Origin of the sequence: Pseudomonas sp. IT-93MI4, from assembly GCF_949767635.1 — a bacterium.
Lineage (GTDB): Bacteria > Pseudomonadota > Gammaproteobacteria > Pseudomonadales > Pseudomonadaceae > Aquipseudomonas > Aquipseudomonas putida_A.
Genome location: NZ_CATKPP010000011.1, coordinates 452,258 through 478,255 on the forward strand (window position 1 = coordinate 452,258; position 25,998 = coordinate 478,255).

26 protein-coding genes and 1 pseudogene are annotated in these 25,998 nt (G+C 62.0%); 13 read left to right on the forward strand and 14 right to left on the reverse strand.

Features of this window, described 5'->3' with window-relative positions; translation table 11 throughout:
* Nucleotides 1-147: 147 nt before the first annotated feature.
* Both ACM6I7_RS09280 and ACM6I7_RS09285 read right to left on the reverse strand, forming a co-directional pair.
* Nucleotides 148-1,011 (reverse strand): methyl-accepting chemotaxis protein, encoded by an 864-nt coding sequence (locus ACM6I7_RS09280; RefSeq protein WP_414888540.1) that lies wholly within the window; start codon nt 1,009-1,011, stop codon nt 148-150.
* Nucleotides 1,006-1,761, reverse strand: a pseudogene (locus tag ACM6I7_RS09285) (MCP four helix bundle domain-containing protein); the annotation flags it as partial. The gene ACM6I7_RS09280 and the pseudogene ACM6I7_RS09285, both read right to left, overlap by 6 nt.
* Nucleotides 1,762-1,949: 188 nt before the next feature.
* On the opposite strand from ACM6I7_RS09285, the gene ACM6I7_RS09290 reads away from it, so the two are divergent.
* Together ACM6I7_RS09290 and ACM6I7_RS09295 are read left to right on the forward strand one after the other, a co-directional pair.
* Nucleotides 1,950-2,264 carry a DUF2388 domain-containing protein gene (locus ACM6I7_RS09290; RefSeq protein WP_007962425.1) on the forward strand — a complete coding sequence of 105 codons (315 nt, stop codon included), beginning with the start codon at nt 1,950-1,952 and terminating at the stop codon, nt 2,262-2,264.
* 68 nt (nt 2,265-2,332) lie between these two features.
* Complete coding sequence (locus ACM6I7_RS09295; RefSeq protein ID WP_414888420.1) at nt 2,333-2,755, forward strand: hypothetical protein; 423 nt, start codon at nt 2,333-2,335, stop codon at nt 2,753-2,755.
* On the opposite strand, the gene ligD is transcribed toward ACM6I7_RS09295, so the two are convergent.
* The 4 genes from ligD to ACM6I7_RS09315 form a co-directional block, all read right to left on the reverse strand.
* Nucleotides 2,756-5,374, reverse strand: coding sequence for a DNA ligase D (gene ligD, locus ACM6I7_RS09300; RefSeq protein ID WP_414888421.1), 2,619 nt, complete (start codon nt 5,372-5,374; stop codon nt 2,756-2,758).
* Between the two features lie 17 nt (nt 5,375-5,391).
* Nucleotides 5,392-6,345 carry a methyltransferase gene (locus ACM6I7_RS09305; protein ID WP_414888422.1) on the reverse strand — a complete coding sequence of 318 codons (954 nt, stop codon included), beginning with the start codon at nt 6,343-6,345 and terminating at the stop codon, nt 5,392-5,394.
* A gap of 10 nt (nt 6,346-6,355) precedes the next feature.
* Nucleotides 6,356-7,735 carry an iron-containing redox enzyme family protein gene (locus ACM6I7_RS09310; RefSeq protein WP_414888423.1) on the reverse strand — a complete coding sequence of 460 codons (1,380 nt, stop codon included), beginning with the start codon at nt 7,733-7,735 and terminating at the stop codon, nt 6,356-6,358.
* Nucleotides 7,736-7,900: 165 nt separating this feature from the next.
* Entirely contained in the window at nt 7,901-8,668 is a 768-nt protein-coding gene (locus ACM6I7_RS09315; protein WP_414888424.1) for a tellurite resistance TerB family protein, read from the reverse strand.
* A 250-nt stretch (nt 8,669-8,918) separates the two neighbouring features.
* Here ACM6I7_RS09315 and pcsA point away from each other — a divergent pair, with 250 nt between their 5' ends.
* Nucleotides 8,919-9,641 carry a phosphatidylcholine synthase gene (gene pcsA, locus ACM6I7_RS09320; RefSeq protein WP_096796489.1) on the forward strand — a complete coding sequence of 241 codons (723 nt, stop codon included), beginning with the start codon at nt 8,919-8,921 and terminating at the stop codon, nt 9,639-9,641.
* A 138-nt stretch (nt 9,642-9,779) separates the two neighbouring features.
* Here pcsA and ACM6I7_RS09325 read toward each other — a convergent pair whose 3' ends face one another.
* Both ACM6I7_RS09325 and ACM6I7_RS09330 read right to left on the reverse strand, forming a co-directional pair.
* Complete coding sequence (locus ACM6I7_RS09325) at nt 9,780-10,592, reverse strand: class I SAM-dependent methyltransferase (protein ID WP_414888425.1); 813 nt, start codon at nt 10,590-10,592, stop codon at nt 9,780-9,782.
* 30 nt (nt 10,593-10,622) lie between these two features.
* Nucleotides 10,623-10,895 (reverse strand): DUF4242 domain-containing protein, encoded by a 273-nt coding sequence (locus ACM6I7_RS09330; protein WP_007962415.1) that lies wholly within the window; start codon nt 10,893-10,895, stop codon nt 10,623-10,625.
* 228 nt (nt 10,896-11,123) lie between these two features.
* Here ACM6I7_RS09330 and ACM6I7_RS09335 point away from each other — a divergent pair, with 228 nt between their 5' ends.
* On the forward strand, nt 11,124-11,585 hold the full coding sequence (locus ACM6I7_RS09335) for a GNAT family N-acetyltransferase (RefSeq protein WP_096796491.1): 462 nt from the start codon (nt 11,124-11,126) through the stop codon (nt 11,583-11,585).
* Between the two features lie 44 nt (nt 11,586-11,629).
* On the opposite strand, the gene ACM6I7_RS09340 is transcribed toward ACM6I7_RS09335, so the two are convergent.
* Nucleotides 11,630-11,893: a DUF2790 domain-containing protein gene (locus ACM6I7_RS09340; RefSeq protein WP_414888426.1), complete on the reverse strand. Its 264-nt coding sequence runs from the start codon at nt 11,891-11,893 to the stop codon at nt 11,630-11,632.
* Nucleotides 11,894-12,189: 296 nt separating this feature from the next.
* Between ACM6I7_RS09340 and ACM6I7_RS09345 the strand changes: the two genes are divergently transcribed.
* From ACM6I7_RS09345 to ACM6I7_RS09360, 4 genes are all read left to right on the forward strand, one after another.
* Nucleotides 12,190-12,930 (forward strand): response regulator, encoded by a 741-nt coding sequence (locus ACM6I7_RS09345; protein WP_027611658.1) that lies wholly within the window; start codon nt 12,190-12,192, stop codon nt 12,928-12,930.
* Nucleotides 12,927-14,228, forward strand: a complete 1,302-nt coding sequence (locus ACM6I7_RS09350; protein ID WP_027611657.1) for an ATP-binding protein — start codon at nt 12,927-12,929, stop codon at nt 14,226-14,228. The genes ACM6I7_RS09345 and ACM6I7_RS09350 overlap by 4 nt, the downstream gene beginning before the upstream one ends.
* 310 nt (nt 14,229-14,538) lie before the next feature.
* Complete coding sequence (locus ACM6I7_RS09355; protein WP_027611656.1) at nt 14,539-15,585, forward strand: class I SAM-dependent methyltransferase; 1,047 nt, start codon at nt 14,539-14,541, stop codon at nt 15,583-15,585.
* 152 nt (nt 15,586-15,737) lie between these two features.
* A complete protein-coding gene (locus ACM6I7_RS09360) occupies nt 15,738-16,580 on the forward strand; it encodes an NAD-dependent protein deacetylase (RefSeq protein ID WP_414888427.1) in 843 nt (280 codons plus the stop codon).
* A gap of 107 nt (nt 16,581-16,687) precedes the next feature.
* Here ACM6I7_RS09360 and ACM6I7_RS09365 read toward each other — a convergent pair whose 3' ends face one another.
* The gene (locus ACM6I7_RS09365) at nt 16,688-17,563 is read right to left on the reverse strand and encodes a LysR family transcriptional regulator (protein ID WP_027611654.1); all 876 of its coding nucleotides are present in this window, start codon (nt 17,561-17,563) and stop codon (nt 16,688-16,690) included.
* 150 nt (nt 17,564-17,713) lie between these two features.
* Here ACM6I7_RS09365 and ACM6I7_RS09370 point away from each other — a divergent pair, with 150 nt between their 5' ends.
* The 3 genes from ACM6I7_RS09370 to ACM6I7_RS09380 are packed head-to-tail and all read left to right on the forward strand — an operon-like array spanning nt 17,714 to nt 20,295.
* Entirely contained in the window at nt 17,714-18,412 is a 699-nt protein-coding gene (locus tag ACM6I7_RS09370) for a CoA transferase subunit A (RefSeq protein WP_007919568.1), read from the forward strand.
* 24 nt (nt 18,413-18,436) lie between these two features.
* Complete coding sequence (locus ACM6I7_RS09375) at nt 18,437-19,102, forward strand: CoA transferase subunit B (protein WP_096796497.1); 666 nt, start codon at nt 18,437-18,439, stop codon at nt 19,100-19,102.
* A gap of 11 nt (nt 19,103-19,113) precedes the next feature.
* A complete protein-coding gene (locus ACM6I7_RS09380; RefSeq protein WP_414888428.1) occupies nt 19,114-20,295 on the forward strand; it encodes an acetyl-CoA C-acetyltransferase in 1,182 nt (393 codons plus the stop codon).
* Between the two features lie 195 nt (nt 20,296-20,490).
* Here ACM6I7_RS09380 and ACM6I7_RS09385 read toward each other — a convergent pair whose 3' ends face one another.
* Together ACM6I7_RS09385 and ACM6I7_RS09390 are read right to left on the reverse strand one after the other, a co-directional pair.
* Complete coding sequence (locus ACM6I7_RS09385) at nt 20,491-21,810, reverse strand: Nramp family divalent metal transporter (RefSeq protein ID WP_414888429.1); 1,320 nt, start codon at nt 21,808-21,810, stop codon at nt 20,491-20,493.
* 71 nt (nt 21,811-21,881) lie between these two features.
* A complete protein-coding gene (locus ACM6I7_RS09390; RefSeq protein WP_414888430.1) occupies nt 21,882-22,418 on the reverse strand; it encodes a chalcone isomerase family protein in 537 nt (178 codons plus the stop codon).
* Between the two features lie 131 nt (nt 22,419-22,549).
* On the opposite strand from ACM6I7_RS09390, the gene ACM6I7_RS09395 reads away from it, so the two are divergent.
* Together ACM6I7_RS09395 and ACM6I7_RS09400 are read left to right on the forward strand one after the other, a co-directional pair.
* Nucleotides 22,550-23,332: a hypothetical protein gene (locus tag ACM6I7_RS09395; protein WP_414888431.1), complete on the forward strand. Its 783-nt coding sequence runs from the start codon at nt 22,550-22,552 to the stop codon at nt 23,330-23,332.
* Nucleotides 23,333-23,417: 85 nt separating this feature from the next.
* On the forward strand, nt 23,418-23,984 hold the full coding sequence (locus tag ACM6I7_RS09400; RefSeq protein ID WP_414888432.1) for a hypothetical protein: 567 nt from the start codon (nt 23,418-23,420) through the stop codon (nt 23,982-23,984).
* Nucleotides 23,985-23,987: 3 nt separating this feature from the next.
* On the opposite strand, the gene ACM6I7_RS09405 is transcribed toward ACM6I7_RS09400, so the two are convergent.
* A complete protein-coding gene (locus tag ACM6I7_RS09405) occupies nt 23,988-24,704 on the reverse strand; it encodes an alpha/beta hydrolase (RefSeq protein ID WP_414888433.1) in 717 nt (238 codons plus the stop codon).
* 170 nt (nt 24,705-24,874) lie between these two features.
* Nucleotides 24,875-25,987, reverse strand: a complete 1,113-nt coding sequence (locus ACM6I7_RS09410) for a M14 family metallopeptidase (protein WP_103367684.1) — start codon at nt 25,985-25,987, stop codon at nt 24,875-24,877.
* Nucleotides 25,988-25,998 lie beyond the last annotated feature (11 nt).

A 25,998-nucleotide genomic window follows, 5' to 3' on the forward strand; every position in this document is an offset into this window, starting at 1 on the left:
TCTGTTCCCGACTTGAGAGTCTTTTTCCGCTGTGGGCGTTATCGGCCGGTATGGGCTGAACATGATCCCGAAACCTGTGGTGGCTGGGCTGGCCCCATCGCGAGCAGGCTCGCTCCTACAAGGAATGGGCTGCTCGCGATGGCGGCGTTACAACCGAAACCGATCCACCGACAACGCCAACGCCCCCGCCAGACTCGACAGTTCATCGGTGGTATTGGCCGTCTGCCCGATCACTTTGCTGTTGCCCTCCGACATGCCCGCGATCATTTCCACCTGATGGGCGATTTCGTTGCTGGCCTGGCTTTGCTCGCCAATGGTGCGAGTGATGTCGTTGACCAGTTGCGTGGTGCTGAGGGTGGCGTCGAGGATTTCGCGTATCGCTCGTTCGACTTCAGCCGTGACCGCCATGCCCTTGTCCACCTGGGCCACCCCGGCCTCCATGCTGCTGACCGCCTCGCGGGTGCTGTTTTGGATCCGTGCAACCATCGCGGCGATTTCCTGCGTTGAGGCGCTGGTGCGCGCCGCCAGGCTGCGCACTTCGTCGGCAACCACGGCAAAACCCCTCCCCTGCTCGCCAGCCCGCGCGGCTTCGATGGCCGCGTTGAGCGCCAGCAGGTTGGTCTGGTCGGCGATGCTCTTGATCACCTGAATGATGTTGAAGATGCCTTCGGACTCCTGATCCAGCGTGCGGATGACCTGCGCCGACTGTTGCGCCGAGCGGGCGATGTCGTCCATGTCGCTGACCACCTTATGGATCACCTGCCCGCCGCTCTTGGCCAGCGACTCGGCCTGATTGGCCATGCCCAGCGCGCGTTCGGCATGACGAGTGATTTCCTCGATGCTGGCGGTCATCTGGCTCGCGGCGGCGGCCATGGTGCCGGCCGCGGCGCTTTGCTGTTGACTGCTGTCAGCGACCTGATGGCAGCCGTGGCTCAACTGCTCGCTCATGCCGCTGACGCCATGGGCGTTGCGCCGAACGACGTCGATCATGTTGCGCAGGTCGCGCTGCATGGTCGCCAGGCTGCGGATCAGCGTACTGGCCTCGTCCTTGCCGGTCGGCTCGCTGATCGGTTCGCTGAGGTTGCCGTGGGCAATGCTCTGCGCGATCTGGTTAGCGGATTTCAACGGGCCCATGATGCTGCGGGTCACCCAGCGCCCTTGCGCCAATAACAGCAGCAGGCTGGCCAGCAATACTGCGCCGAGGGCGATGTTGGCGTTGCGAATGGCGCTTTCGGTGGCCTGGCTGGTGTCACGGGTGTTGCTTTCGATCAGTTCGCTGAGGGCCGCCATCTGCTCTTCGAGCTGACTGAAGGCCGCATTGAACGTGCCCAGTTCCCGTTGCGCGCTGTCCGGATTGTCCAGTGCCAGGCTGACGATGCGTTCGGCCGCCGCGATGTAGGTATCCAGGCTGGGCTTGACGTGTTCCAGCGCAGACTTGATCGTCGGGTTGACCGGCAATTTGAGGTTTTCATCCAGCACTTCGCGAAAATGCGTGGCGTGCTCGTTGATCGAGTCCCGCACCTCTGCGGCCGTGCCGGTACTTTTGCCCAGGCCCACAAGCATCGCCGAATACACGTCGGCCCGCAGCGCGTCGTGCATCATGTCGGCTTCCATGTGATTGCGCAGCGCGGTCATGCTCACCGCGTTGTCGTTCACCGCTGCGGACATGCGCGTATTCCCCACATAGCTGACCAGACTCACGATCAGCGCCGTCAACAGACTGGTGGCAATCAGCAACAGCAAACGCAATTTGATCGACACTGTGGGTTCCTCCGTGAGGCGCGCCGAATGCGCCTTTCAGGATTTCAGCTAAGCTTATTTGTGCAGATGTGCCGCTTCAGAGCGTTTCAGCAAGTATCCACGCGTTCGAACGGAACTCCGGCAAAGGTCGCACCTCTGAGATTATGTAGTCCTTCCTTTTTGCTTCGCGCTTGTGGAGGAACATCGTCATGCGCAAGTTAGTGCTCATTTCTTCTCTCCTGCTCTGCCTCCCTGTCGGCTCGGCGCTGGCCCGTGTCGATGCCGGAGACGTCGCCACCTCGGCGGGCGTTTCCGCGTCGCTGTACTCGACCTTCAAGGATCACAAAATGGTGATCCCGGCGCGCGACGACCTGTCAGCGTTCGTCGCCAGCGGCGGGGCCATCCGTGGGGTTTATCTTGAGTCGGTACTGCAACAGGTGCGGCACGACAACCCCGGCCTCAATGCCAGCGATGAAGACCTCGCCAACGCGATTCTGGTGCATTACGAAGGCCTGAATCAGTAGTTGCCAGGGATGCAGCGGCCGATGGACGGCAGCTGAGGGCGCATAGGCAAAACCGTCTGACGGCCTCTATGATGGAGGCCATGACGACTCTTGCGCCTCCTGCGCCTTTGCGCTCACCCTGCCCGCCCGGCGCCTGCGATTGCGGGCGCGACGCGTTGCTGGAAGCGCCGGGCACGGATCTGCGCATTCTGCGCCTGACCCGCGAGCAGGAAAAAATCCTCCTCGCCCGGCTGGAACAACTCAAAGACCTCGCGTATTTGCGGCATCTGCAACAGCGCATGCACGAACAGTTGGGCCTGCGTGTGGAAGTCGCTCCGGGGTTTCATGAGGTACGCAGCATGCTCGGCATTGAGATTCAGATCGAGGCGTTGCCGGGACTGTGCCGCAAGACCCGCAAATCAATTCCGGCGGCCATTCGCCGAGGCCTGAACAACCGCCCCGAAATCGCTTTCGAGCTGCTCAACGCTCACGACTTGCTGCGCGACACCTGATCATTTTTTCATGCCAACCCGCTTGCGCATCTCGGCGGTGATGCTCTGGCGGGTTTTCTTCAGGTCGGCCCACGGCTCATCGCCGACTTCGTTCAGACGCTCATGGACATTGCTGATGTTCCACTGATTGCCACCCTTGATCTCGGCCACCTCTTCGCGAAACAGCGGTACCGACACCGGCAGGCCCTCGCGGGTTCGCGCGGCGTAGGTACAAATGGTGGTGGCGCCCAGGCCGTTGCGCAGGTAGTCGATGAAGATCCGCCCGACACGATTTTTCGGCCCGGACACCGCGGAGAAGCGTTCCGGCAACAGCTTGGCCATGTGACTGACGATCGCGTGACTGAAATCCTTGACCTCGTCCCAGCCATGCTTGCGGGTCAACGGCACCACCAGGTGAATGCCTTTGCCGCCGCTAGTCTTGAGAAAGGCCTTGAGCCCCAGTTCATCCAGCACGGTGAGGGTCAGCGCAGTGGCTTCGACCATGCTTTTCCACGGCAGCGCGGGATCCGGGTCGAGATCGAGGACGAAACGGTCAGGCTTGTCCAGATCGACGGTGGTGGCGTTCCAGGTGTGCAATTCGACCGTGCTCATCTGCACTGCGCCGATCAAGGCTTCGGCGTTGTTGATCAGCATCACCGGTTGCCCGGTGACGTCCTTGTCCAGGGTGGTAATGCCGGGGATCGCCAGGCGCTCGGCGTTTTTCTGGAAAAACAGTTCGCCGGCAATGCCATCCGGTGCCCGCACCAGCGCGACCGGGCGATCCTTGAGCTGCGGCAGAATCCACTCGGCAACGCTGGCGTAATACTCGGCCAGTTGCATCTTGGTGGTGCCGCTGACCGCATCGATCACCCGATCGGGGTGAGTGATGCGCACTTTGCCGCTGGCGAGTCCGAGCTGTGATGGCGCCGCTTCGGCTTTCTTCGGCTCCGTAGCTTTCTTTGATTCTGCAGCTTTCTTCGACGAGGCAGCTTTTTTCGACGGGGTGGCTTTCGCTGAAGTCTTCACGGGTTTCGCGCGCTCCTCGGTAATCGACCTGGCCGGTTTGTCATTGCGCAGACCATGGAACACGGCGTGGCGTACCGAGCCATCCTTGGTCATTTCGGCGAACGCCACTTCTGCCAACAGATTCGGTTTGAGCCAATGCACGCCTTTGGCCTCAAAGCCGCTCGGCGGATTGACCACCGCAGCCTTCTTCACCTGCAACGGCTTGAGCTGGGCGAGGATGCTCTTCAATGTAATTTCATTGAAGCCGGTGCCGACCTTGCCGGCATAGCGCAACTCGCCGCTGTCGCGATCATGCAGGCCCAGCAATAACGCGCCGAAGGCACTGCGCGCACCTTTCGGATCGGTATAGCCGACGACCACGAATTCCTGCCGATGCTTGCACTTGAGCTTGATCCAGTCACTGCTGCGCCGCGAAACGTAAGGCGAGCCGAGGCGTTTGCCGATCAGCCCCTCCATCTGCATCTGGCAGGCGCTGTTGAGCAGTGCGTCCGCCGTTTCATCGAAGGCTTCGGAGAAGCGCAGCAACGGCTGCTCATGCCCGCCGAGTACCGTGGACAACGCCGCGCGACGCTCCTCGACCGGCACTTCGCGCAGGTCGACACCGTTGAGGTACGGCATGTCGAACAGGTAGTACATGATGCTGCCGCTGCGCCCGGCTTCGAAGGCGTTTTGCAACGCCTGAAAATCCGGCACACCCTGCTCGTTGGTGACCACCACTTCGCCGTCCAGCCATGCCGATTCAAGCCCCAGCTCAGCGAGGGCTTGCGCCTGTTGCGGCAGTTTGTGCGTCCAGTCGTGACCGTTGCGGGTGAACAGTTGCACCTGATCGTGATCGATGCGCGCCAGGATCCGGTAGCCGTCGAACTTGATCTCGTAGCTCCACTGCCCTTCCGGTGCGCTGTCGACCAGCGTCGCCAGTTCCGGTTTGAGCTGCGCCGGCAGTTTGGCCTTGCGCGCACCCGTGAGCGTCCCGGATGCCGCTTTGCGCGGTTTCGCCGGGGCCTTTTTCACGGGCTTGACTTGCTCGGCGGCGAGCTTGGGTTTGCTGATCAGGGTGCGCTCGCTGAGCACGCTGTCCGGCTCGGCGCTGAGCACATCGTAGTCGTCCTGCGGGCGCGCCGCACTGTCCTGATGTTTGATCAGAAACCAGTTTTCCTTCTTGCCCGGCATGTGCGTGCGCACCAGATTCCAGATCCCGGACAGCTTCTCGCCCTGCAGCTCGAACTTGAGTTTGCCCTTGGCGTAAGCCTTGGCCGGATCCTCCTGCGGAATCCACACGCCACGATCCCAGACAATCACATCGCCGGCACCGTAATGCCCCTCGGGAATGCTGCCCTCGAACGTCGCGTAGTCCAGCGGATGGTCTTCGACGTGCACCGCCAGACGCTTGACCTTGGGGTCGAGCGACGGCCCCTTGGGCACCGCCCAGCTCTTCAGTGCGCCATCGAGTTCGAGGCGAAAGTCATAATGCAGGTGCGAAGCGTCGTGCTTCTGGATGCAGAACTGCAGCGCATGCTCAGTGGCCTTGCTGCGGCCACGACGCTTGACGGCAGCGGGCTCCGAGGTCGCGGAAAAGTCGCGCATGCGATTGTAGTCGTCAAGGTTCCTGGTCATGGCGCACCTGCCTTGTGTCAGCCAATGCGGGTCACGGTCAGCGCGACCACGGCGATCCGGTCCACGCGCTGGTAACCGGGGTTCAACAACTCTTCACCGAACACGTCAGGATCCAGTTCGCGATAGGTCCAGCCGAATCGCGTCGAATCCAGGCGCGGCACCACAGTGTCGAAAAACGGATCGCGGCCATCGACCATCGCCACGCCGGTGTACAGCAACAAGGAGCCACCGGGGGCCAGCCGATTGAGCGCCTGCTCGACGATGCGTAGCGACAGGCCGGCGCCGAGCGAGCCACCGCCATGCCGATAAGCACGCCCGGCCGGATCGGCCATGTACGGCGGGTTGGCGACAATCAGGTCGAAATTGCCTTCGGTGCCCTGCAGCACATCACTGGCCTGCACCTCGACATTCGCGACTTCGGCCAATGCCGCGTTGATCGCGGTCAAGCGCAGCGCTGCGGGGTTGATGTCCACCGCCAGCACCTGCGCTTCACGCCGTGCGCGGGCAATCAGGATGGCGCCGACGCCGGCGCCGCAGCCAATGTCCACCGCACGCTGAATCGGCGCGAAGCTCTGTTGCAGATGCGCGTGAATCAGCTGCGCGAAACGGTAGGTGTCCGGGCCGAAAAACACCGAATCGGCGGCATCGGTGGGAAAGCCGGAATGCACGAACAACAAGTCATCAAGACTCGACCAGCGCACCCGGCTTTTCAAGCGGCCGTCGTAGACGTCAATCACTTGCGCATCCTGCAACTGCCGCTGTTCATCGGCGGACAGCAAGCCAGGTTCGAACGGCCGCGACCAGCCGAAAACGTCGCGCAGGGTATCGGCGATCTGCCCTTCGTCGCGCTGATTGACCCGCTGATGGGTCAAGGGCGTCGGCGTGATGAAACGGTAGCCGTCGGCCTGCAAGCGCCGGCCGAGTTGCAGCAGCGTCAGGTCGTTGGCGGACAGTTGTTCTTCCTGATTCATGGGGATTTCCTTAACGCAGACTGGATTTGAGTTCGATGAAGCGACGCGTCGCCAGAAGCCCCGCCGGGTGGGCATGGCGGGCCGGTGCCAACCATGGGATCAGCGTGGCCATTTGCGCGTGACCGTCCTGACCTTGCAGCGCAGATGTCAGGCGCTGCACATCGGGATCGTGTTCGGGCACGGCGGCGTCCGGGGTGGCGACCTGATGGCTGCGTCGTGGCGCTTTGCGTTGGTCGGATGGGGTCCAGTCACCGGCAATCCAGTCGTGCAGCAGCTGCTTTTCATACGGACTGAACACGCCGAACATCGCCGCACCGTCGCCGTCGATCAACTGCCAGAAACGGCTGGCTTGCGGATCTTCGTTGCGTTTGATCCAGCCTTTATCCTGCATCGCCTGAAGAAATCCGGGCAGTTGCTCGGACGTGGCCAGCCATTGATTGACGGTTTTGCCTTCGAAACGGCAGTAGTCGGAATGCATGTGCTGACCGAACGGGCGTTTGCGCTCTAGCATCGCCAGCACTTCCTGCTCCAGGTCAAAACCTTCGATGATCGCGCGGCTGCCCTGCCCCAGGTCGTTGAGTCGATAGCCCAGCGATACCCGGCGCAGGAATTCGCCGCGATCGGCTTCCAGCGGCAACAGGTCGAGCACCGACTGCACGGCTTTTTGCGCATGGCCGGTGCTGGCGTTATCGATGGTCACATGCAGGGTGAAGTAGTAAGGATCAACGCCCAACTCGCTGAGTTCATAGCCACTGATCAGCAAGTGCAGCGGCAGTTGTTCGTAGCCGAGGTTGTAGCCGATCACCTCCGGCAGCAAGCTTTCGCCACAGGCACCGAGTGCCAGTTGCAGCGCGCCTTGCAAGTAGCGTTCATCGGCAATCGCGCTGGCGTCCTGCAAACCGTGCTCAGCGAGCAGTTTGCGGTAGATCACCACGTGGTTTTGCGCCGGATTGCCGTCGCCCAATTCTTCCAGATAGGTACACAGCAACCCGTCGAAACGCGGGTCGCGCCACTGCGCCAACAAACCGTACAGCCACGCGCCATCCACCAGTTTGGTCGGCGCCACGGCTTGCAGAAAGTACAACGCGTGAGCCTTGTTGCTGAAAAACTGGCGCGGTCCGCCGGCCTGGCGTTGTTGCAGGTAATCGGCGTACTGCCGGGCAACTTCCGTGCAGTGCCCGGCGACCCAGTTTTGCCACGCCGACGGATCCTGCGGAAGTTCTTCGGGCAACAGCGCGGCACGTTGCAACTGCTCGGCGAGAAAATCCCGCGCGAGGGTTTCAGGCGCATCCTCAAGCAGCAGTGCCTCATAAATACGCCGCAAATCGCCGTCGGCAGTGATGGGCTGTTGCTGCGCGCTCGGCGCCTGCAGAGGGGTCAGGGCAGTCATGTCAGTGTTCTCGTTCGGTTGGCCGGTCAGGGCGTTGTTTCACGCCTCTACATCAGCAGAGCAACCGCTACGGAGAAAAATTCAATCGACATGAAAATTGCCCTGACGGACGGAGCATCGCGGTCCCGGCAAGGGCTGCCCGAGACCGCGATTTTTGACGGTGCTTCAGGCCTGACCTTTGGCCTGAGCCTCCAGATGCACCTGCAATTGCGGGTCGATCTGCAGCGCGGCAGCCAGTTCATCCAGGTAGTTGCGTTCGGCGTCTTGCTGATCGTCCACCAGGATCACGCTGACCAGGTACATCTCGGCGGCCATGGCCTGGTCGCCGTTTGCAGCCGTGGCGACTTCGTTGGCGTCCAGCGATTTGGCGACTTCGCTTTCGAACCACTGCTGCAATTGCGGATCGTCGGTGTGCTTGCTGATTTCACTGTTGATCATCTGTTGTTCCCGGGGGTCGATCTCGCCGTCAGCCTTGGCTGCCGCGATCAGCGCCCGCAGCACAGCATGCCCGTGCTCCTCGACTTCGGGCCCGGCCAGCAGATTTGCGGTTGGCGGAATCTGTTGTGGCGCCGCCGACGCCTGACTGCGCTGCCAGGCCTGATACGCCTGGAACGCCATCATTCCCAATGAGGCCAGCGCCGCATAATTGGTGCCGCCGGAACGACTTTGTGTTCCGCCGCCACCGAGTGCCCCACCCAGCGCGCCGCCCAAGCCACCACCGCTACCGCCGCCGAGCAGGCCACCGAGCAAACCGCCCAAACCGCCCAGCCCTCCGGACTGCACCGCACTGCCGCCGGGGCCTGCACCGCCACCCAACAGACCGCCAAGCAAATCGCCCAATCCACCCAGCCCAGCGCCGGCCGAACCAGCACCTTGTTGTCCCACCGAGGCCTGGCCCCGCAGCAGTTGTTCGAGCAAATCACTGGTGTTCATGATCTCGTCCTCAGCCATTGGCAATAAATGCGTCAGGCAACAATAGACCGCCGACGCCGGCGCGCCAGCACCGTCTGGCTGACGCTGGCAGATTTCGCCGAGGTATTTTTTGTGCGGGCAGCTAAGATTCAAAGGTGGTGAACCTTATCCCGGCCAAACCGGTCGATAGCTGCAACCCCGACCCGGTTTGCCGGCGCCCTTTGCCCGAGGGTGATAACCGGCATGCTTCATTTTTCTGGAGAACGCCCCTGTGATATCGACCGTACACATCGCCAGGCTCAAAGCATGGGGCGCCCATGGTTTTACCGCGACCGGCGTGGTCACAGCCTTTCTGGCGACCCTCGCCCTGCTGGAAAACCAGCCGACTCACTGCCTGATGTGGCTGGGCGTGGCATTGATCGTCGACGGTCTCGACGGAGCGCTAGCGCGTAAGGTCAATGTGCAGTCGGTGCTGCCGAGTTTCGACGGCTCGATCCTCGATCTGGTGATCGACTACCTGACCTACGTGTTCATTCCGGCGCTGTTCATCTATCGCTACATTCCCCTGCCCGACTACACCCTGCTGCTGAGCGTATCGCTGATTCTGGTGTCGTCGCTGTTCTGTTTCTGCAACGTCAACATGAAGAGCAAGGACAACTATTTCGTCGGTTTCCCCGCCGCGTGGAACGTGGTTGCCCTGTGCCTGTACATCATCGATCCAGGGCCGTGGATCACCTTTCTGACCATCATCGGTCTGGCGCTGCTGACCGTGACCCGCATGAAGTTCCTGCACCCGTTCCGGGTACGCCGGTTCATGCCGATCAACATCGCGGTGACGGCCATCTGGCTGCTGTGCAGCCTGTCGCTGGTGCTTAATCACCCGATGATCAATCCGCTGGTGATGGGTTTGTGGTTGCTGGCGTCGGCGTACTTTCTGGGGATCTGCATCTGGCGTACGGCGCTGGAGTGGTTTGATCGGCCGCACCTGAAATAGCACCAGACCTGCCAATCACGAATACCTGTGGGAGCTGGCTTGCCAGCGATTTCGGACTGCCAGTCGACATCGTTTGGACAGGACGGCCGCCATCGCTGGCAAGCCAGCTCCCACAGGTTTTGGCATGATTCTGAACATTCAGCGCTTGTTGATGACCACCTCCAGATACTCGCTCGGCACCACCAGTGACGTCTCTCCCACCCGGTTCGAGCGGTTCAGCAGATCCGCCAGATCACTCTCCAGCGCCTGCCCGCTTTCCGGCGGCAATGCCGCAAATGCCTTGTGCACCGGCCCGTACCAGTGACGGAAAATGTCGATGAAATGCGCCGCCGAGCGATAGCGGAAATTGAAGGTGCGGCGGGTGACCTGCAGCAGAAATTCGCGCTCATTGAAGTGGCTGTGCAACCACGCTTCAGTGCCCCAGTTCGACGGCGGCTGGGCCACGGCGGGGGGTGGCACGTGGCGACCGAGAACCTTGAACATCTGGCCGACGAAACCTTCCGGCGTCCAGTTCGCCAGACCGATGCGCCCGCCCCTTCGGCAGACCCGCGCCAGTTCCGCTGCGGCAGTCGCCTGATCCGGGGCAAACATCACGCCAAAGGTCGACAGCACCGCGTCGTAACTCTCGTCGGCGAACGGCAACGCTTCGGCATCGGCGACCTGAAAAATCACATCCAGATGCTCGGCCCGTGCCCGATCCTGTCCCCGCTCCAGCAGCGCCGCGACATAGTCGGTCGAGGTCACCTGACAACCACGTCGCGCCGCCGCCAGAGTCGCATTACCGTTACCGGCGGCGACATCCAGCACTTCCTCATCGCAGTGCAGGTCGCAGGCCTCGGCGAGGTTTTCGCCGACGATCTGCAAGGTGGTACCGATCACCGCGTAATCACCGCTGGCCCAGGCGACTTTCTGGCGCTCTTTCAGACCCGTCAGATCAATGGGAGTACTCATCAATCGTGCTCCGCAGCAGGTAGAAGGACTTCATTCGGCCGTGGTCGGGTCGATGACCGTCATCACCCGCGCCACGCTGTTGGCCGGGAATCCACCCAGCCTGGCGTGCTCGCGCACCTGCTCTTCGTCAGGGGCGATGTAGACGCAATAGATTTTGTCGGCGGTGACGTAACTCTGCAGCCACTGCACCTGTGGCCCGAGTTCACGCAACACCTGGCAGGAGGTTTGCGACACGGCTTGGAGTTCTTGCGGCGACAGCTTTCCGGCCCCTGGAATCTCGCGTTCAATCACGAATTTCGGCATGGCAACCTCGCGTTCTTTTTATCAGTGACAGGGACGGCAGTGGCCCTGCTCATCCACTATCGCGCCGAGGGTCGATGGCGTCCCTGCCAATCGTCCGAAGAGCCGGCAAAACAACGGCCGGGCCGATGAGTGGCGGTTTTTTGTAAAGGCCTCGAGACACTCCGAGATTGCCATTGCGTGGGGCAATCGGCTTTTATGCCTTCCCGTCTTCCGTGAATGGATTCCATCATGTCCCTGCGTTTTGAATGGCTCGTCAATCACCCGCAGCACAGCGACACTTACGCCGAGTGGATCCACCGCCAGTTCGCCTACGAATACGCCGAGCAACCCTTGGCCGAATGGCAACGCGAGTTCGCTGCCGGCCAGAACAATGGCGACTGGTCATGCCTGATTGCGCTGGACGGCGAGCGTCTGCTCGGCGGTGCGGCGCTGGCCCGGGCGGATCTGGCCCTGCGTCCGGATCTCGGCCCTTGGCTGGCGTGCGTGTTTGTCAGCCCGCAAGCTCGTGGCCAGGGGCTGGCAGAGCGGTTGATCGATGGCATCAGCCAGGCGGCGAAACAGCGCGGTTTCGCACGTTTCTATCTGCACACACAGAACAAGCAGGACTACTACGCGAAACGCGGCTGGACAGTGCTGGAGCGCTTTCGCGCCTGGGACAACGAGCAATGGCTCATGGTGCGCGACCTGTGAGCCATTGATATGCGCGGGCGGTGACTGTCGATGCATCTGAGCACTCAGTTCTGGTTGTTACAGCCATCGGCAAATTTGCGGTAATCCAGCACCTGGGTTTTTCCGGCCGAATCCAGGTACGTCATGCGCGCATCGATAATGCCGCAGTTCACCGCGTTGTCCTCGGTCATCGACAGCACTTTCTGGATGTCCAGGTGCGTGCCGTAGGTGTAGGTGTGCGGGCTGAAATCGGATTCGGCCCGGGCCGACAGGGTGCAGATGTTCAGGGCGGCGAACAGGCAGGCGGCGACAACGGTTTTGTGCGTCATGGTGGTTTCCTCAAGGCTTGTATGGGTTGAGCCGAGGCAAGTTGTGTGGGCCTCGATGGAGCCTATTTGAGGCGCGTGAGGTATCGCGTCTGTGTCAGGAAACGGCCGCTATCAATCACTGTGTATCCCCACCGCCCGGAGATACACAGCGATACAAAACCCTGAAAAAATCGCGTTTTTGCATGTGTGTGTATCCGCCATTACGCCAGATACACTGCAATACAAACCCGGGCAGGCAAGCCGGCGCAGGCTCGATAGACTGCATGGCATTGCCCTTTGATAGAGGTTCTGCACCGATGGAACATGTCGATCACATCCTTATCGTCGACGACGACCGCGAGATCCGCGAGCTGGTCGGCAATTACCTGAAGAAGAACGGACTGCGCACCACCGTGGTCGCCGATGGTCGGCAGATGCGCAGTTTTCTCGAAGCCAACACTGTCGACCTGATCGTGCTCGACATCATGATGCCCGGCGACGATGGCCTGCAGCTGTGCCGCGAATTGCGCGTGGGCAAGCACAAGGCCACGCCGGTGCTGATGCTCACGGCGCGCAACGATGAAACCGACCGCATCATCGGCCTGGAAATGGGCGCCGACGATTACCTGACCAAGCCGTTCGCCGCCCGCGAACTGCTGGCGCGGATCAACGCGGTGCTGCGGCGCACACGCATGCTGCCGCCGAATCTGGTGGTCACCGAAAGCGGTCGCCTGCTGGCCTTCGGCCGTTGGCAACTGGACACCTCGGCCCGGCATCTGCTGGACAATGACGGCACACTGGTCGCCCTCAGTGGTGCCGAATACCGTTTGCTGCGGGTGTTCCTCGATCATCCACAACGGGTGCTCAGCCGTGATCAGTTACTCAACCTGACCCAGGGCCGCGAAGCCGATCTGTTTGATCGCTCGATTGATCTGCTGGTCAGCCGTTTGCGCCAGCGCCTGCTTGATGATGCGCGTGAGCCGGCCTACATCAAAACCGTGCGCAGCGAGGGTTATGTTTTTTCGCTACCGGTGGAAATCCTCGGGGCCTCGGCATGAGCCTCAAGCTGCATTGGCCACGCACCCTGGCTTCGCGGTTGTCGCTGATCTTTCTGATCGGGCTGATCCTGGCCCAGGCCCTGTCGTTTGGCGCGCAGTATTACGAGCGTTTCCAAAGCGCCAGAAGCACCATGCTCAGCAATATGCAAAACGACGTTTCGACGTCGGTTGCCATCCTCGACCGCCTGCCCGCGCAGGAACGCCCCGCCTGGCTGCCACGACTGGCTCGCACCAACTACGATTATCGGTTGAACGACGGCGATCCCGGCGCCCTGCTCGACGCCGAGGAGGTACCGGTGGCCGCGACCTCGATCAGCGGTGCGATCGGCGGCGCCCATCCGCTGTCCTTCAGCCGATTTTCCGCAGAGAAAAAACACTTCCAGGCCCATTTGCGCCTCAGCGACGGCAGCCCGTTGACCATCGATGTGCGTCCGGCCATGCCGCCGCTGTCGCCGTGGCTGCCGGGGGTATTGCTCGGGCAACTGGCGCTGCTGATCGCCTGCACCTGGCTGGCGGTGCGCATTGCCATACGCCCCCTCGCCCGCCTCGCCAATGCCGTGGAATCCCTCGACCCCAACGCGCACCCGGTGATGCTCGACGAACACGGCCCGACCGAAGTGGCCTACGCCGCACGGGCCTTCAACGCGATGCAGGCGCGCATCGCTGCGTATCTGAAGGAGCGCATGCAACTGCTGGCGGCGATTTCCCATGACCTGCAAACCCCGATCACCCGCATGAAATTGCGCGCAGAGTTCATGGACGACTCGGTCGAGAAAGACAAACTGTGGAACGACCTCGGCGAGATGGAGCATCTGGTGCGCGAAGGCGTGGCGTACGCTCGCAGCATCCACGGCTCGACCGAGGAAAGCCGGCGCACCGACCTCGACTCGTTCCTCGACAGCCTGGTGTTCGACTATCAGGACATGGGCAAGGACGTGCAGCTGAGCGGCAAGAGCGCGGCGGTGATCGATACCCGTCCCCAGGCCCTGCGCCGGGTGCTGGTGAACCTGACCGACAACGCACTGAAATTCGCCGGTGCCGCGCAGTTGCAGGTCGATATCGACGATGGTCTTTGCATCAAAATCCTCGATCGCGGGCCAGGCATTGCCGAAGCCGAGTTGCAACAGGTCATGCAGCCGTTCTACCGGGTGGAAAACTCGCGCAACCGCAGCACCGGCGGCACCGGCCTGGGCCTGGCCATCGCCCAGCAACTGGCCATGGCACTCGGCGGATCACTGACCCTGAGCAACCGCGAGGGCGGAGGCCTGTGCGCGGAGTTGAAATTGCCCCTGCGCTGATCCCCACACCAATCACCTGTGGGAGCGGGCTTGCTCGCGAAAGCGGCGTATCAGCCCCTGATGCATCGACTGACACACCGCGTTCGCGAGCAAGTCGAAGCTTCGTACCGCCGCTCCCACATTGGAATTTGCATGGCGCACAAACACTGCATCTTGCCCCAGCCCGGCTAGACTGATTCATTACCCAGTCGAGGGGGATTGCAGGACGACGTCAGCTGTGCCCTGCCCACTTCTGTGACCACCGCCCAGCGGCCCATGCCTCGACAACGTTTTGCCACCGGACGGTGATCCTGTATCAGGAGCACTCGTGATGGACGAAACACGACTCAACGCCTTCATGGGCAAACTGGTCAACGACATGGGCGGCGCCGCGATGCTGGCGAACGTCATCGTTGGCGAAGAACTCGGGCTGTACCGGGCGATGGCCGACAGTCAGCCGATCACCCCGCAAGCCCTCGCCGAAAAAACCACCTGCAACCCGCGTCTGGTACGCGAATGGCTCAGCGCACATGTCGCGTCCGGCTATATGGAGCATCACGATGGCCAGTTTCGGTTGCCGGAAGAGCAGGCGCTGGCACTGGCCGTGGAAGACTCGCCGGTGTACGTCGCCGGCGGGCTCGGTGTGGTGGCCTCGTTTTTCCACGACAAGGACAAACTGGTCAAAGCCATGCGCGGCAATGGCGCCCTGCCCTGGGGCGATCACCATCCGTGCATGTTCAGCGGCACCGAACGCTTCTTTCGCCCCGGCTACAAAGGTCACTTGATCGCTGAATGGCTGCCGGCGCTGGACGGCGTGGTCGCCAAACTCGAAAAAGGCGCCAAAGTCGCCGACATCGGCTGCGGCCACGGCGCCTCGACGGTGATCATGGCCCAGGCGTATCCCAACTCGCGCTTCGTCGGTTTCGATTATCACGCGCCGTCGATCACCGTCGCCACCCAGCGCGCCGAAGAAGGCGGCGTCAGCAGCCGGGCGAAATTCTTCCAGAACGACGCCAAAAGCTACCCCGGCGACGACTATGACCTGATCTGCTATTTCGACTGTCTGCACGACATGGGCGACCCGGTCGGCGCCGCACGGCATGCGTTCGAATCATTGAAGGACGACGGCACGGTGCTGCTGGTCGAGCCGTTTGCCAATGATGCGCTGGACGACAACATCAACCCGGTCGGACGCCTGTTTTACGCGGCCTCGACCTTTATCTGCACGCCGAATTCGCTGTCCCAGGAAGTTGGCCTGGGGCTGGGTGCGCAGGCCGGTGAAATGCGCTTGCGCAAGGTGTTTACCGAGGCCGGGTTCAAGCATTTTCGCCGGGCGACGCAGACGCCGTTCAATCTGATTCTGGAGGCGCGCAAATAAATCACCGCTATCACCTGTGGCGAAGGAGCTTGCTCCCGTCGGATTGCAAAGCAAGCCCAAAACAGGCCTGCTGCGCAGTCCAGCGGGAGCAAGCTCCCTCGCCACACGGTTAATGCTAACCTGCGGGCATCGTCCTCCCCGGAGTGCTGACCATGCTCGACAGCCCGACCCGCGAACACCTCGACACCCTGCACCAAGCCATGGCCGATGGCGGCTTTGTGGTGCTGACCGGCGCGGGCATCAGCACGCCGTCGGGCATCCCGGATTACCGCGACAGTGAGGGTGTACGCCGGGGCCGGCAGCCGATGATGTATCAGGAATTTCTCGCCGCTCCGGAATCCCGTCGCCGCTACTGGGCGCGGGCCATGCTCGGCTGGCCACGGGTGCGCCAGGCGCGGCCGAATGCAGCGCATCAAGCACTGGCCGAGTTGCAGCGCCGGGGACTGATCAGTGCCTTGATCACGCAGAACGTCGACACGTTGCACGATCAGGCCGGCAGTCAGGACGTGATCGAACTGCATGGCAGCCTGCACCGGGTGCTGTGCCTGGATTGCGGCCAGCGCAGCGCGCGTGACGACATTCAGCAGCGGATGGTCGAGCAGAATCCCTATCTGGCCGGGGTCGACGCGGTGCAGGCGCCGGACGGCGATACCCTGCTCGATCCGGCCTTCGAAGCACGCTTCCAGACTCCGCAATGCCCGTATTGCGAGGGTGAACGGATGAAACCGGACGTGGTGTTTTTCGGTGAGAACGTGGCGCAGCCGACGGCGGCGCGGGCCATGGCGGCGGCAGAAAATGCTGCGGGATTACTGGTGGTGGGGTCGTCGCTGATGGCGTATTCGGCGTTTCGTCTGTGCCGGGTGATCGCCGATCGGAGCAAGCCGTTGCTGGCGATCAATCTGGGCAAGACTCGCGCCGATGACCTGCTGGATCTGAAGATCGAGGCGTCATGCGAACAGCTGCTGCCGTTGCTGGTGCAACGCTTGACTTCCTGACTCGCGAAATCCCCTGTAGGAGCGAGCCTGCTCGCGATAGCGTCCTTTCAGCCAAGACTTTCCTCGACTGATACCCCGCCTTCGCGAGCAAGCCCGCTCCCACAGGATCAATGTTCGGCTTTGAGGATGTCGAACAGTGCCTGCGCCGCCGCCGACAGCTCATTGCCCGGCTCCGTGAGCACACCAATCGCCCGCTCCACTGAATCATTCAAGGTCAGGCAATGCGCGCCCAGCTCCAGCATCTGCTCGGCGCACAACGCTGGCACCGCACTCACCCCCAGGCCACTGGCGACCATGCGCCCGACGGTTGCCAGTTGATGACTCTCGAATTCCACCGGCAGTTTCATGCCCCGGGCCTGCAAGTGCTCTTCGAGCATCACCCGCACCGTCGACGGCCGTTGCAGGGTGATGAACGGTTCCTGCAGCAGAGTCTGCCAGTCGATCTCTGTGCGCCCGGCCAGCGCGGAATCCTGCGGCACCACTGCGACGAAGCGATCGATGTACAGCGGGGTGAACGTCAGCGAGGTGTTCTGCATCGGCTCGAACGCCACGCCCAGCTCCACCTGCCGGTCGCGAACCATTTCCAGCACTTGCTCGTTGATCACGTCGTTGACCGTGACGTTGACGTTCGGATAGCGCGCGCGAAAGCTCTTGAGAATCGGCGGCAGCAGGTTGCCGGCAAACGACGGCATGGCCGCCAGCGTCACCCGCCCGCGTTGCAGGCTGAAGCGCTGACGCATTTCGTCTTCGGCGTTGTCCCAGTCGGCAATCAGACGCCGGGCCAGCGGCAGCAGCGATTCGCCCTCGGCGGTCAGCGCCACATTGCGCGTGTTGCGACTGAACAACCGCCCGCCCAGCCCCTCCTCCAGCGCCTTGATGGTCAGGCTCAGCGCCGATTGCGACAGGTGCAGACGCTCGCAGGCCACGGCGAAGCTCAGGCTCTGAGCCACGGCGAGGAAGGCGCGGATCTGTTTGATGGTCATGAGCGCTATGCTTCCGTATCTGCAATCAGTCAATTGTTGAGCTTTATCAATCAATCAACCTTAAAAATCAACTTAACAAATATATTCTCCAGCGAGACACTCCAGTCATTCGGCTAGCCAGCCGCCCGACAAACAATAAAAGAGGTGCATATGGCAGGTTTCGACAAGCGCGTGAGTTCCTACGAGGAAGCTCTGGCCGGTCTTGAAGACGGCATGACCGTGATCGCCGGCGGCTTCGGCCTGTGCGGCATCCCGGAAAACCTGATCGCCGAGATCAAGCGCAAGGGCACCCGCGACCTCACTGTGGTTTCCAACAACTGCGGCGTCGACGGTTTCGGCCTCGGTGTGCTGCTGACCGACCGCCAGATCAGCAAGGTGATTGCCTCCTACGTCGGCGAAAACAAACTGTTCGAAGAGCAACTGCTCAAGGGCGACATCGAAGTCATCCTGACCCCGCAAGGCACCCTCGCCGAGAAAATGCGCGCAGGCGGCGCCGGCATCCCGGCCTTCTTCACCGCCACCGGCGTCGGCACCCCGGTCGCCGAAGGAAAGGAAGTGCGTGAATTCAAAGGGCGCAAGTACCTTATGGAAGAGTCCATCACCGGCGACTTCGCCATCGTCAAAGGCTGGAAAGCCGACCATTTCGGTAACGTCGTCTACCGTCACACCGCGCAGAACTTCAACCCGCTGGCGGCCACCGCCGGCAAGATCACCGTGGTCGAAGTCGAAGAAATCGTCGAGCCCGGCGAGCTGGATCCGTCGCAGATCCACACCCCCGGCATCTACGTCGACCGGGTCATTTGCGGCACGTTCGAAAAGCGCATCGAACAGCGCACCATCCGCAAATAATCCAGGCTGACGGAGAATAAAAACATGGCACTTACCCGCGAACAAATGGCTCAGCGCGTCGCCCGCGAAATGCAGGACGGCTACTACGTGAACCTCGGCATCGGCATTCCGACCCTGGTCGCCAACTACATTCCCGACGGCATGGAAGTCATGCTGCAATCGGAAAACGGCCTGCTCGGCATGGGCCCGTTTCCGACGGAAGACACCATCGATGCCGACATGATCAACGCCGGCAAACAGACCGTGACCGCGCGCATCGGCGCATCGATTTTCAACTCCGCCGAATCCTTCGCGATGATCCGCGGCGGGCATGTCGACCTGACCGTGCTGGGCGCGTTCGAAGTCGACGTTGAAGGCAACATCGCCTCGTGGATGATTCCCGGCAAACTGGTCAAGGGCATGGGCGGTGCGATGGATCTGGTGGCCGGTGCCGACAACATCATCGTGATCATGACCCACGCCTCCAAGGACGGTGAGTCCAAACTGTTGGCCAAGTGCAGCCTGCCGCTGACCGGCGCCGGCTGCATCAAGCGCGTGCTGACCGACCTCGCCTACCTGGAAATCGAAAATGGCGCTTTTGTCCTCAAGGAACGCGCACCTGGCGTCAGCGTCGAGGAAATCGTCGCCAAAACCGCTGGTAAACTGATCGTCCCGGATCACGTACCGGAAATGCAGTTCGCTGCCCAGTGAGGAATTCGAAAATGCAAGACGTCGTAATTGTTGCCGCCACCCGCACCGCGATCGGCAGTTTCCAGGGTTCGCTGGCCAGCGTGTCCGCCGTGGATCTGGGCGCTGCGGTAATTCGCCAGTTGCTGGAACAAACCGGTCTGGACGGTGCGCAGGTCGATGAAGTGATCATGGGCCAGGTGCTGACCGCTGGCGCTGGCCAGAACCCGGCGCGTCAGGCCGCGATCAAGGCCGGCCTGCCCCACGCCGTGCCGGCCATGACCCTGAACAAGGTCTGCGGCTCGGGCCTGAAAGCCCTGCACCTGGGCGCGCAAGCGATCCGTTGCGGCGACGCCGAGGTGATCATCGCCGGTGGTCAGGAGAACATGAGCCTGTCCAACTACGTGATGCCGGGCGCACGCACCGGTCTGCGCATGGGTCATGCGCAAATCGTCGACACCATGATCAGCGATGGCCTGTGGGATGCGTTCAACGATTACCACATGGGCATCACTGCCGAGAATCTGGTCGATCAATATGAGATCAGCCGCGAACAGCAGGACGCCTTCGCCGCTGCCTCGCAACGCAAAGCCGCTGCGGCCATTGAAGCCGGACGCTTTGTCGATGAGATCACCCCGATCCTGATCCCGCAGCGCAAAGGTGACCCGGTGGCGTTCAAGGTTGATGAGCAACCGCGTGGCGACACCACCGCCGAATCGCTGGCGAAACTGCGTCCGGCATTCAAGAAGGACGGCAGTGTCACCGCCGGTAATGCTTCGTCGCTGAACGATGGCGCCGCTGCAGTCATCCTGATGAGCGCCGAAAAGGCCAAGGCCCTGGGCCTGCCGGTGCTGGCAAAAATCGCCGCATATGCCAATGCGGGTGTGGACCCGGCGATCATGGGCATCGGCCCGGTCTCGGCCACCCGTCGCTGCCTGGACAAGGCGGGCTGGAACATCGGCCAACTGGACCTGATCGAGGCCAACGAAGCGTTCGCCGCGCAATCGCTGGCAGTGGCCAAGGATCTGCAATGGGATCTGGACAAGGTCAACGTCAACGGCGGCGCCATCGCCCTCGGTCACCCGATCGGTGCATCGGGCTGCCGCGTGCTGGTGACGCTGCTGCACGAAATGATCAAGCGTGATGCGAAAAAAGGTCTGGCGACCCTGTGCATCGGCGGCGGTCAGGGTGTGGCGCTGGCGCTGGAGCGCGCTTAACCCAAAGGAGCAATACAGGCGGCGGACGGATCCACGACATCCGCTCGCTGCCTGGTTTCATCGCTTTTGTGGCGAGGGGATTTATCCCCGATGGGATGCGCAGCAGCCCCAGTTTTTATTGCCTCGACACACATCTTTGCCAGCGCTTCGCACTGGATCGGGGATAAATCCCCTCGCCACAGGGTGCTTTGAAAATCACACCACCATCTGCAGAATCAACCAGGCATTCGCCCCACTGATCACCGCAAACAAGCCCCACGCCAGCACCCGGGTCGGCAGCCGGTTCACAAACGGCCCCATCAGTTGCTTGTCGCTGGTCATGCGGATCAGCGGGTACAGCGCAAACGGCAGCTGCAGGCTCAACACCACCTGACTCAGCACCAGCAATTTGCCCACCGCGTTATCGCCCATCAGCCACACGCCGAGGAACGCCGGGATCAGTGCCAGTCCGCGAGTGATCAAACGCCGCTGCCAGCAGGGAATCCGCAGGTTCAGATAACCCTCCATGATCACCTGTCCGGCGATGGTCCCGGTGAACGTCGAGCTCTGCCCCGACGCCAGCAACGCCACGCCGAACAGCACACTGGCCAGCGCGCCGCCGACCAGCGGGTCGAGCAGATGGTAGGCGTCCTGAATGTCGACCACGTCGGTATGCCCGGACTGGTGAAACGCAGCCGCCGCCAGAATCAGGATCGCCGCGTTGACCAGCAGCGCCAGCGCCAGCGAGCCGATAGTGTCGATGCGCGCCAGGTTGACCGCGTCCTGCTTGCTGGCCAGGTCCCTGCCGATCATCCGTGTCTGCACGATCGAAGTGTGCAGGTAGAGGTTATGCGGCATCACCGTCGCGCCGAGAATACCGATCGCCAGATACAACGGCGCGGCATCGCTGATCGCCGAGAGCGACGGTTTGAAACCGGCGAACACATCTGGCCAGTAGGGTTTGATCAGCACCAGTTCAACGAAGAAACACACGCCGATGGTCGCCACCAGCACCAGCATGATCGCCTCCAGCCGACGGAAGCCACGGTTCTGCAAGGCCAGTACCAGCAGCGTGTCGAAGGCGGTCAGGGCAATGCCGAAGGTCAGCGAACAGCCAAGCAACAAGTGAAACGCCAGGGCGCAGCCGAGCACTTCGGCCAGATCAGTGGCGATGATCGAGATTTCCGCCAGCACCCATTGCAGGCGTGCGGTCGGGGTGCTGTAGCGCTCGCGGGCCAATTGCGCCAGATCGCGACCGGTGGCGATGCCCAGACGCGAGCACAGGCACTGCACGACCATTCCCGCCAGACTTGCGAGCAACACCACGAACAGCAGGCTGTAACCAAAACGCGAACCGGCCTCGATCGCGGTCGCCCAGTTGCCCGGGTCCATGTAGCCGATCGACACCAGCAAGCCAGGCCCGGCAAAACGCAGCACGCGTTTGAAGAACGAAGCGCTCGGATCCACCGCGACACTGCCGGCCACCTCCGGCGGGCAGAACGGCGCGGTGGCGATTTTGGGTAAGCTGAATTTCACGCACACATCCAGAAACAAGTTCGAAAGACGCAGCTTAGAGGTTTCAGTCAGCGCCTTGAAGAACAAAAACTCTATCGGCTCATGCCCAACAGTTGCTCACGCAGTTCGGGATTGCGCGTACGCGGATCCAGCCAGATATCGAAAAACGCCCGGGCAAATTGCGGATCATCGATTTCATGCTGCAACTGCTGACCGACAAAAAACCGCGCGCCCTGCCCCGGCAGATACACGCCCGTAATCCGCGTGCCGGCCTGCACATCGACGAACGATTGTTCCATTTGCCCTTGCCACCTGGACAGTTGTGCGGGACTGACGCTCGAGCCTGCCAGCCGTTTGATTTCATCGACACTGGCCTGCACCAGATCGTCACGGGAGATCTTGCGCCGATAGATCAGCTCCAGAGCGAAGGGCTGCTCGGTGGACAACGGGCGTGCCGCGCTCCACAACCGGGCGTTGTAGACGTCAAAGCCGAACACACTGAAATCACCGGTGCCGATGATTTGCGCGCCGGGCACGGCGTCCTGCCAATTGGCCCAGGTCGGCGTCAGCAACAACGCCCACAAGCCGATGCCACAGCACCCACGCAGCAACTTCGATGGTTTGCTCATCGCGGCATCGACTCCGTTAAAACCTGATCTTCAGAGCATAGCGGATATCACTCGCAGACTTTGTATACAAAAATTGTCGATCAATGCAGCAATCGGTTACCTTGGCCGTTCCATCCCCGGAGGCCTCCCGCGTGCTGATCCTCAAATTACTGCTGATCCCCGCTTTTCTGCTGCTGATTTCTCTCGCCGGCAAGCGCTGGGGACCAAGCGTCGCCGGTTGGCTGTCGGGGCTGCCGGTGGTGGTCGGGCCGATTCTGTTTTTCCTCGCCATCGAACAGGGGCCGCAGTTTGCTGCGCAATCGGCGGTGGCGGCGCTGTCGGCGATGTTCGCCATGATCGCGTTCTGCATCACCTACGCGCAGGTGGCGCAGCGGGCGAACTGGCCGTTGGCGCTGACGGCGTCACTGTCGGTGTGGGCGGTACTGGCGCTGGTGTTGTCGCTGATTCCGTCGTCACTGACGTTCTCGGTCGCTGCGGCGGCGATTGCCCTGCTCGCCGCGCCGTACCTGTTTCCCGACGTGCAGCCGGTGCTGAGCGGCCCGGCACCGAAGTCGGACAAACTGCTCTGGCGGATGATTGCCGGCGCGGCGCTGACGCTACTGGTGACCATGCTTGCGAGTACCGTGGGCGAGCGCTGGAGCGGCCTGCTCGCGGTGTTCCCGGTGCTCGGCAGTGTGATGGCGGTGTTCTCTCAGCAGACTCGTGGCCCAGCGTTTACCGCGGCATTGCTGCGGGCGACGGCGACCGGCATGTACTCGTTCTCGGCATTTTGCCTGGTGACGGCGCTGACCCTGCCGAGTCTCGGCCTCAGCGGATTCATCGCCGGTGTCGCGGTGTCGGTGGCGATGCTCGGGGTCACCCGCAAGTTGCTGGCCCGACCGACTCCCGCCAAAAGCCCACAACCTCAAGGCTGAGGCAGCCTGACAAACCGCGCTGGAATGCCAGGCATGCTCCGTGGGATCATCGCCGCCCTGGCGCGACCATCCCTCGGAGATTCACATGTCATTGCTCAGCAAGAAAGCCGTCGTCCTGTTGCTGGCGGCGGTCGCCGGCCTCGGCGCCCTCAACGCCCAGGCAGCCAAGCCCAAGGAAAAAGCCTCGACCAACAACGGGTCGATGCTCGACGGCAAGTTCACCTTCGTCCTGCCCAAAGGCTTCACCGCCGACCCGCTGCCGGCCGGGCCAACCGGTGCCAAGGGCACGATGTACACCAATCAGGCGACCAAGACTGTGGTCATCGCCGCCGAAAACCAGATCGCCGGTGGCGCCAGCGTCAAGGACAACGACAACGAATTTCTCGATGGCAGCCTGGCGAGTTTCATCGATGACCAGCGCAAGGCCCTGCCGGACTTCAACAAGCTCAGCGAAAAAAGCCTGACCCAGAAAAGCAGCGGCCTCGGCGTGCGTCAGGTCGACAGCACCGCCACTCAGGGCGGCGGCCAGACCCTCAATACCACGCTGCTCGCCGCCTCCGGCAAGCGCATCGCGCTGGTCCAGGTGATTTCCCGGGCCAGCGACAAGAGCGGTCACGATGCGCTGGTGAAAACCATCCTCAAGGACAAGTGATCCTTACGGATTGAGCTGCTGCAGCCAGGCGTTCAAGTCCCGCAGTTCGGCAGAACTGATGCTGTGGCCGACACCGGGATAAGCGTGAAACTCGGGTTTGTAGGCAAGTTTTTGCAGCAGCGCATTGGCCGCGGTGCCGTCGCGGTACGGCACCCGATCATCGGCGGTGCCATGGCCGATGAAGATCTTCAGCGGCAACGGTTGTTGCTGCGCCTGGAGCTCGGTTTTCAACACCGGCAACAGGCGTCCGCTCAACGCTGCAATGCCGCCGACCGCCACGGGCGGACGCAAGCCCACCTCGTACGTCATCATCGCGCCCTGGCTGAAGCCGATCAGGTACACCTTGTCCGGGCTGGCGTGATATTTCTTCGCCGCCTGGGCGACAAACTCCCGCAGTTTCTGACCGCTGGCCTTCAGATCATCGGTCTCACCGTTGTAGGCGCCTTCGCCTTTTTTGCGAAACCACTGGAAACGCCCTTCGCCCAACGCCAACGGCGCCTGCACCGAAAGGTAGTTGTACTGCGCCGGCAGCTGAAACTTCATACCGATCAGATCGGCTTCGTTACTGCCGTAACCGTGCAGAAAAATCACCAGCGGCCGAGTGTTCGCGTCCGGGTGAACCTGTTCGATGTATTTCAGTGGCAAATCGCTTTGCAGCGTGGTTTGCGCGTGGACGACGCTGGACGCCAGCAGGGTTAACAGGGCAAACGCCTTCAACATAGAGCCTTCCTTCACAGAGTGTCGGGTTCGTCGGTGAGCCTAACACTCTCTGAAGATTGTGGTGCTGGCGAGACCGCTATCGCGAGCAGGCTCGCTCCTACAGGGAAAACGCATTCCAAATGTAGGAGTGAGCCTGCTCGCGATGAGGCCGGAAAATCCAAGGAAATCTGTCAGTCGTTGATCAGCTTGCCCACCCGAATCGGCTCACGCCCCGCCACCTTGGCCTGCCAGATCCCCGGCTGGGTGTAGCGCCCACGATCAATCGCAAACAGGACGCCACTGGTGCCGGCGCGGACGGTGGTGAGGCGGTCATTCAACGGATCCACCACTTCGAACAGCGCATCGCCCTGCTCGACCCACTCCCCGGCATTGCGCAGGAAACTGACCACGCCATGGTGCGGCGCGAACAGGTATTCGGTGCCTTCGAACGGCATGCCTTCGCAGCATTCGCTCGGCGCCGCCGGCCATTCGCCGCTGATAAAACCCTGCTCGGCGAGAAAGCCGAGAATCGCTTCACAATTGGCCTGCGCCTGATCGACCCGCGTGTCGCCCATGCTGCCCAGTTCAAGGGTGGTGGCGAGGTTCGCCGGGGGAATCGCCGCACTCGGAAACGCTCGGGCCAGACGCAGCCACGGCGATGAGCACGATTCATCGAACGAACTGCCACCGGAGTCTTCGCACAACAAGGCCACGCCGGCCTTCAGTCGCGCCGCCAGCGATTGCCAGCGCGGCCAGTGTTGCGGCAATGCGTAAATGTGAATCGCCGCGTCGAAATCGCAATGCAGATCGAGGGTGATGTCGGCGTCGCAGGCATGGCGCAGCAGCAAGCGGTGCAGCGCTTCCAGTTGCGAGGCCGGGGCTGGCAACTCATCGAGCACCTCGCCCATGGTCTGGCGGATCAAGGCGATGTTGGCCTCGGCGTCGCTGCCCAGTTGCTCGCCGATGCGCGCCGCCACCGGCGCACTGAGTTCAACAAACGCGCGGTTGAAATTCTTCCCGCTGCCCAACTCGAAGCGCCCCATGTGGCTGCCTTGCAGGTGCTGGTCGAGGCCGATCGGGTTGGCCACCGGTACCAGCTCGATCACGCCTTGCAGACGGCCCTGCTGTTCCAGCGCGTTGAGGCGTTGCTTGAGTTCCCACGCGGTGCGCATCCCCGGCAGCTCGTCGGCGTGCAGGCTGGCCTGGATGTACACCTTGCGGCTGCCCGCGCCGTAACGGAAGACGCTGAGGGAACGTTCGCTGCCCAGATGGCTCCAGGGCAGGACATGGTCGATGCGTTGCATGGGAAAACTCC

Excerpts from the sequence above, each read along its gene's own strand:
- ACM6I7_RS09365 (WP_027611654.1), bottom strand. The coding sequence starts at position 17,563 with ATGACCATCAAACAGATCCGCGCCTTCCTCGCCGTGGCTCAGAGCCTG.
- ACM6I7_RS09330 (WP_007962415.1), bottom strand. The coding sequence starts at position 10,895 with ATGCCGAAATTCGTGATTGAACGCGAGATTCCAGGGGCCGGAAAGCTG.
- ACM6I7_RS09355 (WP_027611656.1), top strand. The coding sequence starts at position 14,539 with ATGGACGAAACACGACTCAACGCCTTCATGGGCAAACTGGTCAACGAC.
- ACM6I7_RS09325 (WP_414888425.1), bottom strand. The coding sequence starts at position 10,592 with ATGAGTACTCCCATTGATCTGACGGGTCTGAAAGAGCGCCAGAAAGTC.
- ACM6I7_RS09400 (WP_414888432.1), top strand. The coding sequence starts at position 23,418 with ATGTCATTGCTCAGCAAGAAAGCCGTCGTCCTGTTGCTGGCGGCGGTC.
- ACM6I7_RS09315 (WP_414888424.1), bottom strand. The coding sequence starts at position 8,668 with ATGAACACCAGTGATTTGCTCGAACAACTGCTGCGGGGCCAGGCCTCG.
- ACM6I7_RS09350 (WP_027611657.1), top strand. The coding sequence starts at position 12,927 with ATGAGCCTCAAGCTGCATTGGCCACGCACCCTGGCTTCGCGGTTGTCG.
- ACM6I7_RS09335 (WP_096796491.1), top strand. The coding sequence starts at position 11,124 with ATGTCCCTGCGTTTTGAATGGCTCGTCAATCACCCGCAGCACAGCGAC.
- ACM6I7_RS09295 (WP_414888420.1), top strand. The coding sequence starts at position 2,333 with ATGATGGAGGCCATGACGACTCTTGCGCCTCCTGCGCCTTTGCGCTCA.
- ACM6I7_RS09375 (WP_096796497.1), top strand. The coding sequence starts at position 18,437 with ATGGCACTTACCCGCGAACAAATGGCTCAGCGCGTCGCCCGCGAAATG.
- ACM6I7_RS09310 (WP_414888423.1), bottom strand. The coding sequence starts at position 7,735 with ATGACTGCCCTGACCCCTCTGCAGGCGCCGAGCGCGCAGCAACAGCCC.
- ACM6I7_RS09360 (WP_414888427.1), top strand. The coding sequence starts at position 15,738 with ATGCTCGACAGCCCGACCCGCGAACACCTCGACACCCTGCACCAAGCC.
- ACM6I7_RS09280 (WP_414888540.1), bottom strand. The coding sequence starts at position 1,011 with ATGCAGCGCGACCTGCGCAACATGATCGACGTCGTTCGGCGCAACGCC.
- ACM6I7_RS09410 (WP_103367684.1), bottom strand. The coding sequence starts at position 25,987 with ATGCAACGCATCGACCATGTCCTGCCCTGGAGCCATCTGGGCAGCGAA.
- ACM6I7_RS09380 (WP_414888428.1), top strand. The coding sequence starts at position 19,114 with ATGCAAGACGTCGTAATTGTTGCCGCCACCCGCACCGCGATCGGCAGT.
- ACM6I7_RS09305 (WP_414888422.1), bottom strand. The coding sequence starts at position 6,345 with ATGAATCAGGAAGAACAACTGTCCGCCAACGACCTGACGCTGCTGCAA.
- ACM6I7_RS09340 (WP_414888426.1), bottom strand. The coding sequence starts at position 11,893 with ATGACGCACAAAACCGTTGTCGCCGCCTGCCTGTTCGCCGCCCTGAAC.
- ACM6I7_RS09345 (WP_027611658.1), top strand. The coding sequence starts at position 12,190 with ATGGAACATGTCGATCACATCCTTATCGTCGACGACGACCGCGAGATC.
- ACM6I7_RS09390 (WP_414888430.1), bottom strand. The coding sequence starts at position 22,418 with ATGAGCAAACCATCGAAGTTGCTGCGTGGGTGCTGTGGCATCGGCTTG.
- ligD (WP_414888421.1), bottom strand. The coding sequence starts at position 5,374 with ATGACCAGGAACCTTGACGACTACAATCGCATGCGCGACTTTTCCGCG.
- ACM6I7_RS09290 (WP_007962425.1), top strand. The coding sequence starts at position 1,950 with ATGCGCAAGTTAGTGCTCATTTCTTCTCTCCTGCTCTGCCTCCCTGTC.
- ACM6I7_RS09370 (WP_007919568.1), top strand. The coding sequence starts at position 17,714 with ATGGCAGGTTTCGACAAGCGCGTGAGTTCCTACGAGGAAGCTCTGGCC.
- ACM6I7_RS09405 (WP_414888433.1), bottom strand. The coding sequence starts at position 24,704 with ATGTTGAAGGCGTTTGCCCTGTTAACCCTGCTGGCGTCCAGCGTCGTC.